Origin of the sequence: Rhodospira trueperi (assembly GCF_900101965.1) — a bacterium.
Classification (GTDB): domain Bacteria; phylum Pseudomonadota; class Alphaproteobacteria; order Rhodospirillales; family Rhodospirillaceae; genus Rhodospira; species Rhodospira trueperi.
Genome location: NZ_FNAP01000003.1, coordinates 266,386 through 281,027 on the forward strand (window position 1 = coordinate 266,386; position 14,642 = coordinate 281,027).

General features: G+C 67.5%; 9 protein-coding genes. All 9 read right to left on the reverse strand.

Features of this window, described 5'->3' with window-relative positions; genetic code table 11:
* Window positions 1-247 precede the first annotated feature (247 nt).
* Window positions 248-2,404 carry a CHASE2 domain-containing protein gene (locus BLS85_RS06265; protein WP_143027102.1) on the reverse strand — a complete coding sequence of 719 codons (2,157 nt, stop codon included), beginning with the start codon at window positions 2,402-2,404 and terminating at the stop codon, window positions 248-250.
* Complete coding sequence (locus tag BLS85_RS06270) at window positions 2,401-3,384, reverse strand: MBL fold metallo-hydrolase (protein WP_092783850.1); 984 nt, start codon at window positions 3,382-3,384, stop codon at window positions 2,401-2,403. Before BLS85_RS06270 ends, BLS85_RS06265 begins: the two co-directional genes overlap by 4 nt.
* 32 nt (window positions 3,385-3,416) lie before the next feature.
* Complete coding sequence (locus BLS85_RS06275) at window positions 3,417-3,761, reverse strand: STAS domain-containing protein (RefSeq protein WP_176793417.1); 345 nt, start codon at window positions 3,759-3,761, stop codon at window positions 3,417-3,419.
* 57 nt (window positions 3,762-3,818) lie between these two features.
* The gene (locus tag BLS85_RS06280) at window positions 3,819-5,771 is read right to left on the reverse strand and encodes an adenylate/guanylate cyclase domain-containing protein (protein WP_092783856.1); all 1,953 of its coding nucleotides are present in this window, start codon (window positions 5,769-5,771) and stop codon (window positions 3,819-3,821) included.
* 9 nt (window positions 5,772-5,780) lie between these two features.
* The gene (locus tag BLS85_RS06285) at window positions 5,781-6,479 is read right to left on the reverse strand and encodes a hypothetical protein (RefSeq protein WP_143027104.1); all 699 of its coding nucleotides are present in this window, start codon (window positions 6,477-6,479) and stop codon (window positions 5,781-5,783) included.
* 268 nt (window positions 6,480-6,747) lie between these two features.
* Complete coding sequence (locus BLS85_RS06290; protein WP_092783862.1) at window positions 6,748-8,577, reverse strand: caspase family protein; 1,830 nt, start codon at window positions 8,575-8,577, stop codon at window positions 6,748-6,750.
* A gap of 32 nt (window positions 8,578-8,609) precedes the next feature.
* Complete coding sequence (locus BLS85_RS06295) at window positions 8,610-9,551, reverse strand: OmpA family protein (protein WP_092783865.1); 942 nt, start codon at window positions 9,549-9,551, stop codon at window positions 8,610-8,612.
* Window positions 9,552-9,713: 162 nt separating this feature from the next.
* The gene (locus tag BLS85_RS06300; protein WP_176793419.1) at window positions 9,714-10,925 is read right to left on the reverse strand and encodes a serpin family protein; all 1,212 of its coding nucleotides are present in this window, start codon (window positions 10,923-10,925) and stop codon (window positions 9,714-9,716) included.
* Between the two features lie 304 nt (window positions 10,926-11,229).
* On the reverse strand, window positions 11,230-14,547 hold the full coding sequence (locus BLS85_RS06305; RefSeq protein ID WP_092783871.1) for a caspase family protein: 3,318 nt from the start codon (window positions 14,545-14,547) through the stop codon (window positions 11,230-11,232).
* Between the last annotated feature and the right edge of the window lie 95 nt (window positions 14,548-14,642).

Below are 14,642 nucleotides of genomic sequence, written 5' to 3' on the forward strand. Positions count from 1 at the left end.
CGAGGAGGAGAGCCCTCGCGTCCTGACGGACGCTTCGGAATGACGGAACATTATTGAAGAGCAACAACACACATCATCCCGAATGAGCCACCGCGACCATCGGTTCGATGGTCGCGCTCTTCAATCTCGGCGACGCGGTGCGTCGCCGTGGGTGAGCCGAGGGATCGTCTGCCTCAACTTTCGCCCGTCGCGGCTGGACGGGCTGTCGCGAATGTCCGGCCGTCGTGTCTTGCTCCGGGGTCAGCCGCTACATGGGGGCCTTCCATTTCAGGGCAAGGATCGTGATGTCATCGGAGGGGTCGGCCTGGCCCACATGGGTTCGGACGTCTTTGTACACCGCCTCAACCAGGTCCCGCGCTCGCGTCCCGGGGTCCAGCGTCCGCAGAAAGGTCCGGACTCGGTCATAGGTGTACATTTCACAGTCTTCTCCCACGGCTTCGCTGACGCCGTCCGTGGTCAGGATCAGGCAGTCTCCCGAAGAGAGCTGCCGCACCTCCTTGTCGTAGGCGAAATCGTCCAGAACGCACAGCGGTGGACCGCCCTCGCAGTCGAGCATGGACAGGGTGCCCGACCGGGACAGCAGGAACGGCGTGTCGTGTCCGGCGTTGCAGAAGGCCAGCCGCCCGGTGTTCAGGTCCAGAAGCCCGGCCCAGGCGGTGATGAACAGCATTTCGGGATTGTCCCGCGACAGCTCGGCGTTGGCGATGGTCATCACATCGTCAATATCCGCCCCGTCGCGCAGGGCGATATTCTTGTACAAGGACTTGCTCAAGGCCATGAACAGGCACGCGGGAATGCCCTTGCCGGCCACGTCTCCCACCAAGAAGAACAGGGTGTTCGCGTCCACCAAAAAAACATCGTAGAGATCGCCACCGACATCCGTCGCCGGCTCCAGAACGGCGTGAACCTCGAAGCGACCAAGCGGGTCGGACATGTCCCCCGTGTTCGGCAGGCTGCCCATCTGAATGCGCCGGGCGGCCTCCAATTCACCGGAGATCCGCGCGTCCCGCTCCCTCTGGATAGCCAAGTCCCGCCGATAGCGCCGACGCTGACGGTCGGCCTCAACCAGGGACAGGGTGAGCACCAGCACGAACACGAGACTGGTCCCGATCATGGGCGTGCTGACGTCCACCAGCCAGTTCCCGCCCCGGTAGGCGCCGAGTCCCACCGCCAGCATCACCGCCATGGCGGCGGGCCAAGGAAGGAACAGGACCTTCGGCGAGGCGCGGGGAAGCACCAGGATCATCAGCGCCCCGCCGAGCGCCAGCAGGCCGAGTTCCAGCGGCAGGGCCCACGCGGGCCGGTGCAGATGCACGCCTTCGACGATGTTCTCCAGAACCTGGGCATGAATCTCGATCCCCGGCATCAGGGCCGCCGTCGGGGTCGCCCACTGGTCTTGCAGACCAACGCCGGTCACGCCGACCAGAACCAGAAACCCGGCCAGCCGCCTCGGATCGACCGTGCCGTTGAACACATCGGCTGCGGAGACGAAGCGGCCGAACACGGGGGGGCTGAAGTGAATGCGCATGGAGCCGTCGGGGCGGACCGGGAGTCTCCACGGAACCGACTGCCCAAGCTCGATATCGATGGACTGCAGTCCTGTTCCGGTCTGACCGTTAAGGGTGAAGAAGGAGGCGTCCGCGCCGACGCGGATCATCTCAAGGCTGAGGGCCGGGGCCAAGTTATCCCCAATCCGAGCCACCAGAGGCACATCACGGATGATCCCGTCCCGATCCGGACTTACCGAAATCAGCCCATGCCCCCAGGCCGCCCCATCCAGGACCGGCATACTGCGCAGGACATGGGAATAGCCCGCCAACCAGGGCCGGGGCTCGAAGTCCCCGGTCTGAAACGGGGTGAGCATCCCCGCGTCCGGTTCCGCCCCTCCCTCCGACGTTGCCGCGATCCCCAGGACCACAGGCCCCTCGTCGATGGCCTCGGCCAGAACCGTGTCGTTGCTGGGAAGACTGTCCGCCCACCGGCGGACAGAGGGGGGCGCCTTGGCGAGCCAGTCGGCGTTCTCGGGAGAATGGCGATCCGGCTCGGTCATGATGATGTCGAGGCCGATCGCCGCCGGGCCATGGCTGGCGATGGCCCGGATCAGGCGGGCGATGGTGGTCCGGGGCCAGGGCCATTGGCCGATGGCTTTCAGGCTTTTCTCGTCGATGTCGACAATGGTCACCGGTGTTTCCGGGTTCCACTCCCGTGGGACCCAACGCTGATAGCTGTCGAACAGAAGATTGCGCGCGCCGGGCAGCAGGCCATCCGGGCTGCGGTCGCCCCATGCGAAGACGGCCATCAGCGCCAGCAACACGGCGATCCCGAGCAGCCGCACCGGCCCCAGACGCAGAATCCCGGCCCGGATCGCGCGGCCGGCCGCCATGCCGGGGGCCTTTGCTGTCACCCGTCAGACTCCTCCGGCAACGACAGGACCATGCCATCAAAGGCCGAACTGATCCTCAGCGGGGCGGCGCCCTCTGGGCGCATCAGTTCCTCGTAGCGCAGCGTTTCCTCCAGGATCCGATACAGCGCCTCGTCCCCCAGAACCGGCTCGTGGTGGATCATCAACAAGTGTTTGACCCGCGCCTCCAGACACAGTTCCACGCCGATGACATTGGAGGAATGTCCCCAATCCTCTTTCAGGGAGACCGCCTCAGCCAAAGAATACTGGGCATCGAAGGCCACAAGATCCGCATCCTTGAAGAAGGCGACGACGGCCTGTGTTTCTTCCGCGTTTTTCTGCTTATGCTCGCTGTCGGTGGCGTAGACGAAGGAGCGCCCACCGCTCTCGAATCGGTAGCCGTAGCTGTCCCCGGCGTGATTCTGAAGCTTGGCCGTCACCGTGGCCCCGCCGGCCGAGACGGGCTCGCCCGGGGTCATGGGGACGAACTGGATGTCGGCGCCCAGAACGGAGAAATCCACCGGGAAGTTCGGTTCGGACTGTTGTTTGCGGAAGCTGGCTTCCGGGTCCGGGTGGCAACTGTAGATCCTGATCGTGTTGCCGGGAATGAAAGCCGGCGGAAAGAACGGAAAGCCCATGATGTGGTCCCAGTGCAGATGGGACAGAAACACATGATAGGTCTGGGGCTTGGTCGGGCCATGCTCGACCATCATTCTGACCCCGAACTCCCGTACACCGCTTCCCAGGTCACACAGGATATAATCAGCGTCGCCCGTATCCACCTCGATGCAGGCGGTGCTGCCGCCGTATGTGTTGGCGACGGGCCAGGGCAGGTCCTGGTCCAGGAACCGGTCCAGGTCCGCCTCGCCGTCAAACGTCCGGCCCTGGGCGGCCTGGACGGCGCGTTTGATTTTCTCGCGGACGGCGGCACTGGTCATGGCCACGGGCAGGGAGCCGCGACATCCCCAGATCTTGACCTTCATGGATCGCAGAGACTCCCACTCGCGGGTTGCAGTCAGGTGGCGTCAACGGCGGCGAGGGCTGCGTTCAGGTCCTCGTGAACGGCCAGCACCTTATCGAACCGGCTGATCGAGAACACCTCACGCACGATCGGTCGCAGCGCGACGACCGACAAGGAACCGCCGCCAGCCTTGCTCTTCTTGAAGCCAATGTTCAAGGCGCGCAGGCCGACGGAACTGATGAACTCGACCTGAGCCATGTCCACGATCACCGCGCTCCCGGAGGTCTCGTCCAGCACCTCCAACAGGCGCGCCTGAAAATCCGGCACCGTGGTTTGATCCAGGCGACCGGACGGCGTCACCACAACGGCCCGCTCCCGCCGTTCGACAGTCAACTGCATGCGCGCATCCCCCTTTCGTCCATGGTTCGTGTCCATCACAGTGTTGGCCGATCCGGCTCACTTCTGGGTCATCATGACCACGGTCCCGGTCTGCCCATTCTGGAGGCGGCGAACGAAAAAGGCCGTGCAGCCGTCCTCCGGCGCGATCTCCTGCAGGGCCAGGAACGCCCGCTCGGCCGCTTCCGTGTCCCCCTGTTCCAGCATCGCATAGGCCCGCCTGTACTGCTCAATCATCTCGGTCTGCGCCGCCTCGGCCGTCAGGATTTCGAACACGGGCAAGGGCTGGCTGCGGCCCCGCAGGACGATTTGACCCATGGGCCGCGTCCGAGATCTCATGTCCGGTGGCAGCGCATCGGCGGACACGCAGACGCGGGTGCCGAAGTACTTGTTCAGGCCTTCCAGGCGCGAGGCGGTATTCACGGCATCGCCCACAGCCGTATACTGAAACCGCATGGAGGCGCCGATGTTCCCCACAACCGCCGCGCCGGCGTGTATGCCGATGCGGGTGTGCCCGAAGGCCAGCCCCTCGTTCACCCGGGCCTGACGGAACGCCTCCGCCGCTTCCGCCATATCGAACGCACAGGCGACCGCGCGATGGCGATGGTCCGGTTGCACGATGGGCGCACTGAACAACGCGAACACCCCGTCGCCCATGAAGGTACAGATCGTGCCTTCGTGGCGATAGATGACCTGACACACGACCTCCAGGTACTCGTTGATCAACCGCGTCAGTGCCTCGGGCGCCATGGTTTCCGACAGGGTCGTGAAGTTGGCGACATCCGCGAACAGGAAACTCATTTCCCGGCGCTCGCCGCGCACCGCCAGTTGGGATGGATCCGCGACGATCTGCCGCACGACCTGCGGCGCCACGTATTGGGTGAAGGCCCGGCGCAAGAACGCCCGGTGCTTCCGTTCGCTCTGCACCAGGGCGGCGTGCGACCCCCAGGTGGCGAGAGCGAACGCCAACGTCGGCACCAGAAGGGGCACCATGATGCCGGTTTGACGGTACAGCGCGAACGCCCCGACCCATCCGGCGACCACCACACCCCCGGCGATCCCCATCTGAGGCACCAGGGGTATGGGCAGAAGCGCCAGCAGTCCGCCGAGAAGCGCGGTCCACAGGACGAAGCGGAACAGGCCGTCCCCGGAGCGGACATCCATGGTGCGGTCATCCAGCACCGTGGCCAGGGCGTGGGCGAGGATGGCCACGCCGGGCATCGACTCTCCGTCGGGCGCGGTGGAGAACGGCGTGCGATGCCGATCCGTCAGCAGCAGGTCGGTCCCGATCAGCACGATCTTGTCCCGCATCCAGTCCGGCGGCAGGTGCTCCACCAAGTGGGCGGGATAGGTGGCGAACGCGGGCGTTTCCTTGTCCGGCCGGCCATGCCAGGCGATGCGCCGGGACTCGCGCATCATCGGGTGTCCCAGGAGTTCCGCCAACCGCCACACCGCGCCCGCTCTCCAGCCGCCGGCATCGTCCGCCCGCCCCGGGTAGATCCAACGCACCGTGGCATCGAACGGATCCTTGGCCAGCGTGGCCAGCCCCCGCACCCGCGGCGGCACCATGTCCTCCAGAAACGCCACCTGCGGCGCTGTCAGCCCCTCCGGCCGGTCGCCGACGCAGACCACCAAGGGCGTCTCAATGTTCCGCAGCACGGCACGCAGACGGGCGTCCTTGTCCGGTTCCGTGGGCTGATCCAGAAGAAAATCCAGAAGGATGGTCTCCACCCCGCGCGCGTCTAGCGTCTCCAACAGATCGGCCAAGAACCCGCGATCAATGGGCGAGCGATAGGTGAACCGTTCCAGGGTCTGTTCGGTGACGGTCACCAGAACGATGTCCTGGTGCTGGGGTTCGGCGGGCAACAGGGTGGCAATGCGGAAGTCGGCCAGCCAGTTCTCCGTCATCGCCAGAACCGGGACATGACGCTGAGCCAGAAGGCTGATCCACGCCGCGCCCAGAACAATGGCAATCAAGCGCAACGCCCAGACAATGCGTGCCCGCATCCCCATGGCCGACGCTCAGGGCAGGCGCCGCGCCAATCTGGCGGCCTGCCCGTCACATCCGACGTGAACCATCCAGGCCAGACGCGCCACGTCCGTCGAAAGGCTGGACGGCAGCGTCTGGAGATTAAGTTCGGCCTGACCGCCGGGCACGCTCACGATCAGGGGCGCGCCCTCGCCGGTCAGCACCGACGGCGGCGCCGTCAACCGGGCCTCGCCGGCCGACCAAGTCGTGCAGGTCTTCCAGGGTCCGTCACCGGTGGACAGCGAAACCGTCAGGTCCTCGGACGTATCGGCGCGCCAAAGTTCCACCGGCTCACCCTCGCGCACGCAGCGCGTCCCGGACGACGAGACGTCCACCAGCCAGGGGTCCTGAGGCTCGATGCGGAACGACCGCGTGACCCCCATGTCGCCGGTATCCGCGACCCGCTTCCGAATGAGCAGGTGGAGCGAGTCGAGCACCGCGTCGTCACTCTCCTCGGCATCGGACATCGGCAATCCGGAGAACGGACCTGACCGTTCCACGATTCGCCCGGACGGCCCGATCAGCGAGATCGCCTGCCCGTCCGTCAGATGGAGCGGTTGGTCGGCCGGAATGACGTCCCCCTGCTTCAGGGGCATATCCGTGGCCGAGATCACCACCAACGTCGTGGCCGACTGAGCCCGCGCCGAAAGGCCGCCGTTGAGACCCACCGTCACCGCAGCGACCAGAGCCACACAACAGACCGTGATCGCCCGGAATGCGCGGCGGCCAGCCTCTTGATGAGGAACCCGCCGGATCGTCTCTTGCAACCGGACCATTCACGTTCCCCCCAGTATCGGATGTCAGAATGCCACTGGAGCCAAGGGACACTTGCCCATGCCTCGCTGGGATACTGCACGTTTTGTCAAATGGCGACAACCCGGAAGACCGACGCCTAAAACGTGTTCAACGTTTCGGGACCCATCGCCCCACCAGAAACGGAACGCACCCCGCGGGCGGGCGCTATTCCGCCGTGAACACACCGTGCAGGCCCATTTCGTAGCGCTGGTCCAGCACCGCCTGACGCAGCAGGGTCAGAAAGCCCGGCTCAACCGGGCGGCCATCGAGCGAAGTCAGGGCGTCGTACAGCGCCAATGGCGGCTGTTCCGTGGCGATGGCGACGAAATGGTCGCCGCCGACGGGTTGGTAGACCTCCATGGGCAGGTCAAAGGCCTTGCCGTCCGCAAAAGCATCGAACTGGTCCCCCAGCTTCGGAATGGGAAAGACGCGGTTCAGGACGCCGAACGGATCAAGATTGAACACCGTCAGGTATGGCAGGGTATGCCCCTCGATGGTCAGCGTGACCGTCTCGCCGACATGATGCAGGCCGTCCGACGGGCTGAGGCCGAGCGTCAGGCGCTTGGCCTCGGGCCAGGATTTCAGGGTCTCGACCAGCGCCCATTTGGTGACGACGCGCCCCACCGCCCCGGATCGGTCCTCGCCCGGCGCCGGCTCCGGCAGGGTGGCGACGACATCGCCCAGACTGGACAGCAACGCCCCGGCCGCGACATCCCAGACCAGATCCGCGTCCTCGGCCGACCCGGCCAGCGCCACCGTCTCCAGCGCCGCCAGCCCCGCCGTGTCGTCCGCCGCGCCGTCGTCGGCGTCGGTGACGAACAGCGCCTGCGGACGGACCCGCACCGACGGTGCGTTGGCGAGCGGCGCCGCGCCGGCCCCCGTCGAGGCGATGCCGCCCCCCGAACCGGCGCCGAAACCGGACCCTGAACCGCCCCCTCCACCTCCGGCGGGAACCTTGGCAAGCGCACGCGTGGCCGAGACCGATGCCCCGCGTTCCATGCGGATGGACTGCCGCCCCTCGGTGTGCAGGCGCACGCTCTGGCGCAGATAGTGCTGGAACTCCTCCACCGTGAGCTGACCGTCGCCGTCACGGTCGGCCTCGCCCCGCAGCGCCTGCGCGACACTGTAGCTGAGCGCGCCATGGGACTGACCGTCGATGGTCACCTCCGGCACCAGTTTGTCCTCGTCCACCCCGGCGACGAACACCACATGTCCGAGCGCATCGGTCTCCACGGAGGCCCCGCTTTCGGGCTCCGCCCCGCCATCGTCCGCCGCCGATGTCGGCGCCGGCGGCGGCAGCATGTCGTCCTCGATCGGCCCGACATCGGTGAACCGGGTGCGCCGTTGTCCGGCGCGCGGATCAAAGGATCGCGTCACCGTGCCGGAGTGGCAGGAATCGGCGATGAACACGACCGTGCGATCCTGCGCCTTCTCCAGCAACTCGCTGATTTCGTCGTCCACGATGCGCTCGCCGTTGTTCGGCGCGGCCTCGCTGAACCGGGCCAGCAGGAAGACCTCGTCCTTGCCGTCCTCTTCGGTTCCCGGCCGGCGTTCGGGCAACTGGCTGCCGTGTCCGGCGTAGGTGATGAACAGCAGATCGTCGGGAGCCGACCGATCGATCAGATCCGCCCAGGCGGCCATGATCGCGTCCCGCGACGCGTCCGCATTCAACAGGACGGTGATGTCCTTGACGCCCAGGGCCGAAAGCGAGTCCTGAATCGAGCGGGCGTCGTTGACGGCACCGTCCAGCGGCGTGATGTGCTCGTAGGCATCGATGCCGACGATCAGGGCGCGCATGCCGCTGGCGCTAGCGCTGGCGCCGCCCCCGGCGCCGATCTCCGGGTCCCCGCCCGAGACCGCCTCCGCTGACGGCATGGGCGGCGGCGCGAGCGGCGGAACGGATATGCCACCGCCCCCGCCGTCGTCCGCGAGCACAGCCGTGGACAGCGCCGCCGTCACGGCGAACGGCAGAAGAGCCGCGCCGGCGGTCGCCACCCGGCCCCCGTGTCCGTTGACGCGGCGGGGTGTCACTGGCGAACCTCGACGCGCCGCAAGGCCTGGTGGTACTGATGCTGGGTCAGCGGCGCCACCCACTGCAGGGGATCGCGCTCACCCCGGCCGACCACGTAGATCTGGCCCGTGTACCCCTCGTTGCGCAGGCTGGCCGCCACCGACTCCGCGCGCGCCAGGGACAGCCGGTCATTGGCCGCCATGCCACCGACCGGATCGGTGTGACCGACGAGGGTGATGCTCTGCGTGCCCGACGCCCGCAGGGCGTCACGCAGATCGCGCAGGGCGCGCAGCCCTTTGGGGGTCACCAGGGTCGACCCGAACTGGAACTCCACCGGCACCAGTCGCGCCGCCGGCTGGAACCCCCTGTAGGAGGGCGCGGCCAGCCCGCCCGGCTCGCCGGATCGGGTGGTTGGCGCGCTGACATAGTCGGCGGCGGCCAAACGGGCCATTTCGGCCTTGTTGTAAACCTCCTCGATCACCGCCGTATCCGGCGCCGTGGGCGTCAATTCCTCGTCGTTGAGGGTGTTCAGGGCGTCCTGGAAGGCCGTCGCGGCCTCGGTGAAGTCTCCGCGCTCAAAGGCGATGTCGCCGAGCCAGGCCTCCAGCCGCCAGTCCTGCCCGTACGGCCGTGCCTCCCGCAGCGCCGTTTCGTGCGCCTGAAGGCTGCCGCCCTGCGAGACATCCTCATGAACCGAGCGCAACACGGTGCTGACGATGGCCTTGCCCATCCACTGGAGGGTTTCGGCGGAACAGTCCGCATTGGCTTCGGCCGCCGCGAAAGTGTCCTTCAGCGTGGCCAAGTCCCCCGCCTTGTAGGCGGTCTGGGTGCGATTGGTCAGGTCTTCGCAGGCCAGGGCGAGGCCTGGGGCGAGGACGACAAGCGTAGCCAGCATCAGGGCGGCAACCGGTGTCATCATGACGGCCGGCAAAGCGGTCAATCGCGATCCAAGGGTCATTTTCGGTCTTCCTCCTGATGATTGAGTGGGGGCACCCCCGTTTTAGGGACGTTTCGCCTCCGTCTGCCGGACCCCGATTTCTCTCAAAAAACACCGTTGAGTTGGTCGTCAAACCCCGCAGACGTCTTGCCCCGATCATCCGCTCCGTCCGGCGCGATCCGCCTAGGAGGCCGGATCGCGCACCAGTCCGCACAACAGCACGGCCCCGGTCGGCCCATGCACCAGTTCCACGAGGAAGGGACGGTCGAACACGAGGCTGATCTCGGGCTGGGGACCCATCGAGCGTGTGCTGGTCGCCACGGTCACGGCCGCCGCCTCCACGCCGGACTCGTCGACCTTCAGCCGCACGCGCTGGCCGACGCGGTCGAACCGGGTCAGCCCTTCCGCCAGACCGGAAAAGTCGCCGGTTCCGTCGAACAGCAGTCCCAGACCGGCGGCACTCAGGGCATCGGTCAGATCGACGTCGGTTTCAATGGAGAACCGGGGCAGCGTCACGCCGACAACGACGGGCGCGGGCGTCACCTTGCCGGCGCCCGCGGTCACCAGGTCTTCCGGCCCGTATCCCGGCTTCGGCAGTGTCAGCCGCAGATGGACCTCTTCTCCGGACAAGGGCAGGCTGATCTGGTCGAAAACGTCGGACCCGACCACCGCCAAGTCGGGAAAAACGCCGTGCATGAAGTCGACGGTGCCAGCCGGCGCGCCATCCACCAGGAACGGGCCGGGCTGCGTTTGGGCGGGTTTGAACGGCTGGGCCCACGGCCCACTGAACCGGAAGGCGTTGGCGACCACGGCGTCCAGATTCGGGTCCGCTTGCGCCAGCAGCGTCGGGATGGCCCCGCCGGTGTGCTCAGCCGCCCAGGCGTTGAGACGCGGCACGGTCTGTGGATCGGTGAAGTCCACGTTCTCGACCTTGACGTCGAGGCGCTCGCCCGCCGCCTCGGCCAACGTGTCGGACACGGACAGCGACGCGGCAACCCAGATGCCCCCGGCATCATGGAACGAGACGTCCCCCGCCGGGTCTGCGCTCAGTTCGGCCCGCATGGCGCCGATTCGGGCCATCACGACTTCGGTCGAGCCGGCGCGCCCGGTCCAAGCCTCCGTCACGGCCCCACGTCCTCGACCCTCGCCGCCGCGCGCGCCCAGGTCGATCACGGTCATGACCGTGGCCAAGCCCCACGGCGAGAGCAGGACATTGTCGCTGGCGCCGGGCTCGGCCAGGGACGGCACGAGCCGCCAGCCGAGACGGCTCATCGCCTCGCCCAGGGTCGCGTCCTCCAGGCCCACGCCTGCGGTCAGGTCGGGAGAGACCCGCTCGCCGGCCGCCAGGGCCGTATTCCCGAGCGATCCAACGGAGATCGCGGCCCCCAGGGCCACACCGAGAACGGCGCGGCGGGTGGAGCGGGCGGCACCCCTACGGCAATCGGATGAACCACGCGCGTCCGCCGCGGGGACGTGCGGTCCCGGCCGGGGGGACGAGCCGGACCCCCTCCCCTGGATAGGGGAGGGTTGGGGTGGGGTTGACGCGGAAAGCCTGATCCGTTCGTTGACCAACTCGCCCCCCTCCCAACCTCCCCCCGGTGGGGGGGGGAGAACAGAGCGCGCCTCCACAGGACCGAACCCTTCATCCGGAAGCCGTATCATTCGCTTTTTCCTTCCGTGCCGCCGGACACCGCGCCCCTCACGGGTCGTCCGCCTTGCCCAGCATGAACCGGCTGGTATCGTCGCCCTGGAAGACGGCGCGCTGCGTGTGCCCCTTTTCCTCCGCCAGAAGACTGACCTCCTCGCGCACGAATTCGCCAAGGGTGAGGGCGCTGACCGTGCGCTCGCGCCCCACGGCGGCGTAGCGGCGCAGGCCCGTCAGGATGGCATGGGCGAACACGCCGTTGACGCCGTTATAGGAATCCAGGGCCTCTTCCTGACTGGCCGACGCCGCCAGGATGAAGTTGCCGGTTTCGTTGTACAGGTTGCCAGAGATGGTGCTGACCTCGAACGAGCCGGCGTGACAGGTGTCCAGAAAGATCATCTTCCGCGCCGCTGGCAGGTCCCCCAGCAGCTCCACCAGACGCTGTTGGTTCAATCCGGTCTCGCCTTCCCGGGCATAGGCCTCGGGGGTCAGGAACTGATACAGCCCCTCCTCGGTCTCGCGGCCGTGCCCCGCAAGGTAAAGCACGAGACTGTCCGTGCGGTTGAGAGAGTCGCCGAGATCGGTCAGGGCGGCCTCCAGGGGCAATCGCTCCGCCTCGCCGTCGTACAGTTCGACCAGTTCCACGCGGTCGTAGAACGGCGCGGCACGCTCGGCGATCTCGGCCGCCACGGATCGGGCATCAGGCACGGCGTAGTTGAGGTCGTTGCCCTCGCCGGCATAGTCATTGACGCCCACGCTCACCAGCCACAGCGCCTCGCCGGGCTCCTCCGGTTCCTGCGTCGTCTCGGCCTCGGGCGCCGCCGGCACCATGAGGGTCATGGCCGTCTTGCCGTAGATCCCGGCGTCATTGTAGGCGCGGATCTCGATCAGATTGGCGCCCTCTTCCAGCGCCACCTGACGGTCCAGAATGATCGGGGCGCCCGGAACGCCCGCGTCCCCGGACGTCTCGCCGTCGGACGCGGACGCCGACTCCTGCTTCTTTTTTCCCGCAAGACCGTCGGAGGGCGGCGCGTCTCCCTGACGGCGGAACGCCCGCGTTGCCATGGTCCGCCCGACGTTCTGCCCGTCACGGAAGACGTCGATGGCGCCCACCCCGGCCCCCGCGTCGGTCACCTGGAAGCGCAACGTGATCTGAGTCTGCCCGGGCGCGACCGTCAACACGCCCACGGTCTCGGTGTCCTCTTCGGCATCCTGCGGCTCGGCATCGCCGGTGCGGCGGAAGGCTCGCGTCAGGTTCTGGGGCGGGCGGCAGCGCTCTTCAGAGGCGGCCTCGTCCGATGCCGCCTCGTTCGCTTCGGTGGGGGCCGCGACGGCGACGAAGCCGCGCGTGGTCTGGCCGGCTTCGGGCTCGCACAGGGCGACAAGCTTGATCTCAGGGGTCGGCGCGTCTTGCAGCAGTTGCCGCAGGTCGCCGATGTCGGCCATCGCCTTTTCCAACCGGGCCCGCTCCTCCAGAGGGTTGGCGAGATAGGCCCACACAAGGTCGGGACGGTGGAACAGGCGGTAAAGCTGGGCGAAATCGACCACCATCGGGCTCTCGGCCTTGCCGCGGTTGAGCACATGGCCGACAAGATTCTGCCCTCCGCCCGGGGAGTGCGCGAAGAACCCCTCCGGCGTCCAGACGACCCAACGTTGCGAGGACACATGGTAAAAGGCGCTGGCCAGTTCATCCAGCAGGCTGTCCGGGGCCAGCGAGTACCAGCGCACCGTGCCGTCCCCAAGCGCCGCCACCAGGACCGGGGCCTTGGCCGCCGGCACGACACCGTAGGCCGCCGCCGGAATGTCCTTGCGCGCGCGTTCCGTCCCGTCGGCGGCAAACACCCGGAGGGCAAAATCGCCGCCCACCACGAACCCGCCGTTGTCGGGCAGTTGCGCAAGGCTGCGCGCGGCCTCGCCCCGGTCCAGGGTCAGGGCGACCGAGCCGACGGCCGGGTCGGTCCGGTTGCGCCAGTCAGCCTGGGAGGTCTCGGGCAGGTCCGGTTCCGGGGCGTGCATGCCGTCCTCGACCGTGCCGCCCTGGGTGATCCGCCCGCGCGCCAGATCGATGGTGACGGGCTCCTCGCCACCGGTTTGAACGCCGATGACCAGCCGTTGGCCGTCGTCCGACACGGCGAACACACCGTCGCTGACGTCCCGGAAATCGGCAAGGCCGGCGCGATGCGAGGTCTGTAGGCGCCCGTTCGCGGACACCAGGCCCCAGGCGGGATCGGAGGTCGCGAACACGAGCCCGCCGCCCGGGCGTGCCTCCAGGGCCGTCACAGAGTCACGGCCGATCTCGACGCTCCAGGCCCAGGACTTCGCTTCCGGGTCATAGGCGAGCGCAAGAACATCACCGTCTTCCGTCGCGCGCCGGCCGGCAGCCACCACCAACGGGGTCTCTTCGCTGTTGATCCAGGTCACCAGCGGCGTGTCCCCGGACGCCCCGGGCGGGTCCGAGACCTTGAGGCGTGGCTCCAGGGTGGTGCTGTCGAAGATCTCAACGCGCGCGGCGCCGGAAAAACCAACCGCCAGATACCCGCCCTGCGCCGAAAAGGCGACGCCATGGGGCGAGCCCGGCCCCTCGAAGGTTCGCTTCGCGATCACCCGGAAGTCGGGCGCATACAACCGTACGGTCCCGTCATCGCTGGACACCGCCAGACGGCCGTCCGGTCCGAACGCGATCTCGCGCACGGAGGCCCCGTCGTAGTCCCGGTCCTGACCGAGAAACTGGCCGTTGCTGCCAAACACGCCGACGCCCTGACCGGACAGAAAGCCCACCACGAAGATCTGACCGTCGGATCGGTATCGGGTGTGAGCGATGGTGGTCGGCAGGTTTTTCAGCCGCATCATGGATTGATCGGGCAGCCCCCAGGTGTACAGGCTGAAGGTGCCATCGTCCCAGCTATAGCCGGTGAACCCGCCGGCGATCATCCGCCCGCCGTCGGGCGCGATGTCCAGACTGTGCAGGATGCCCTCCGCGCCGTCGCCCAGCGGCATGATCAACCGCTCGCCGTGCTGTCCGGTTTCCAGGTCCCACAGGCGGATCGTCTTATCCAGCGAGGCGGTCGCCACCAGCCCGTTGGCCTCATCAACCACCAGATCGCTGATGGGCGCCGTGTGCATGCCCGTGTCGAGCATCAGGAACGGCCGGGACGGCACCCCGGGGGGGAGGGACTCCTGCTCCTGCTCCTGCTCCTGCTCCTGCTGCTCCTGGGCCCATGCTGGTGTCCACGCCACCGGCATCGCAGCCAGGACAACCGTCACTAGCATGATGCGCGGCGCGGTCAGGATGGCTCCGGCGGTCAACCGCCGACCCGACGCCCACCGACCCTTCAAGACCCGCGAGGCATCCCACCGCATCACGAACCCCATGTGTGCCTCCCGGTAATCCGGTTTGGTTGCGCTGTTCGATCCTGTAGACCGGTTGTCACGGCGTGTCCGGCACGAGGCGTTGGATGCCACTCCCG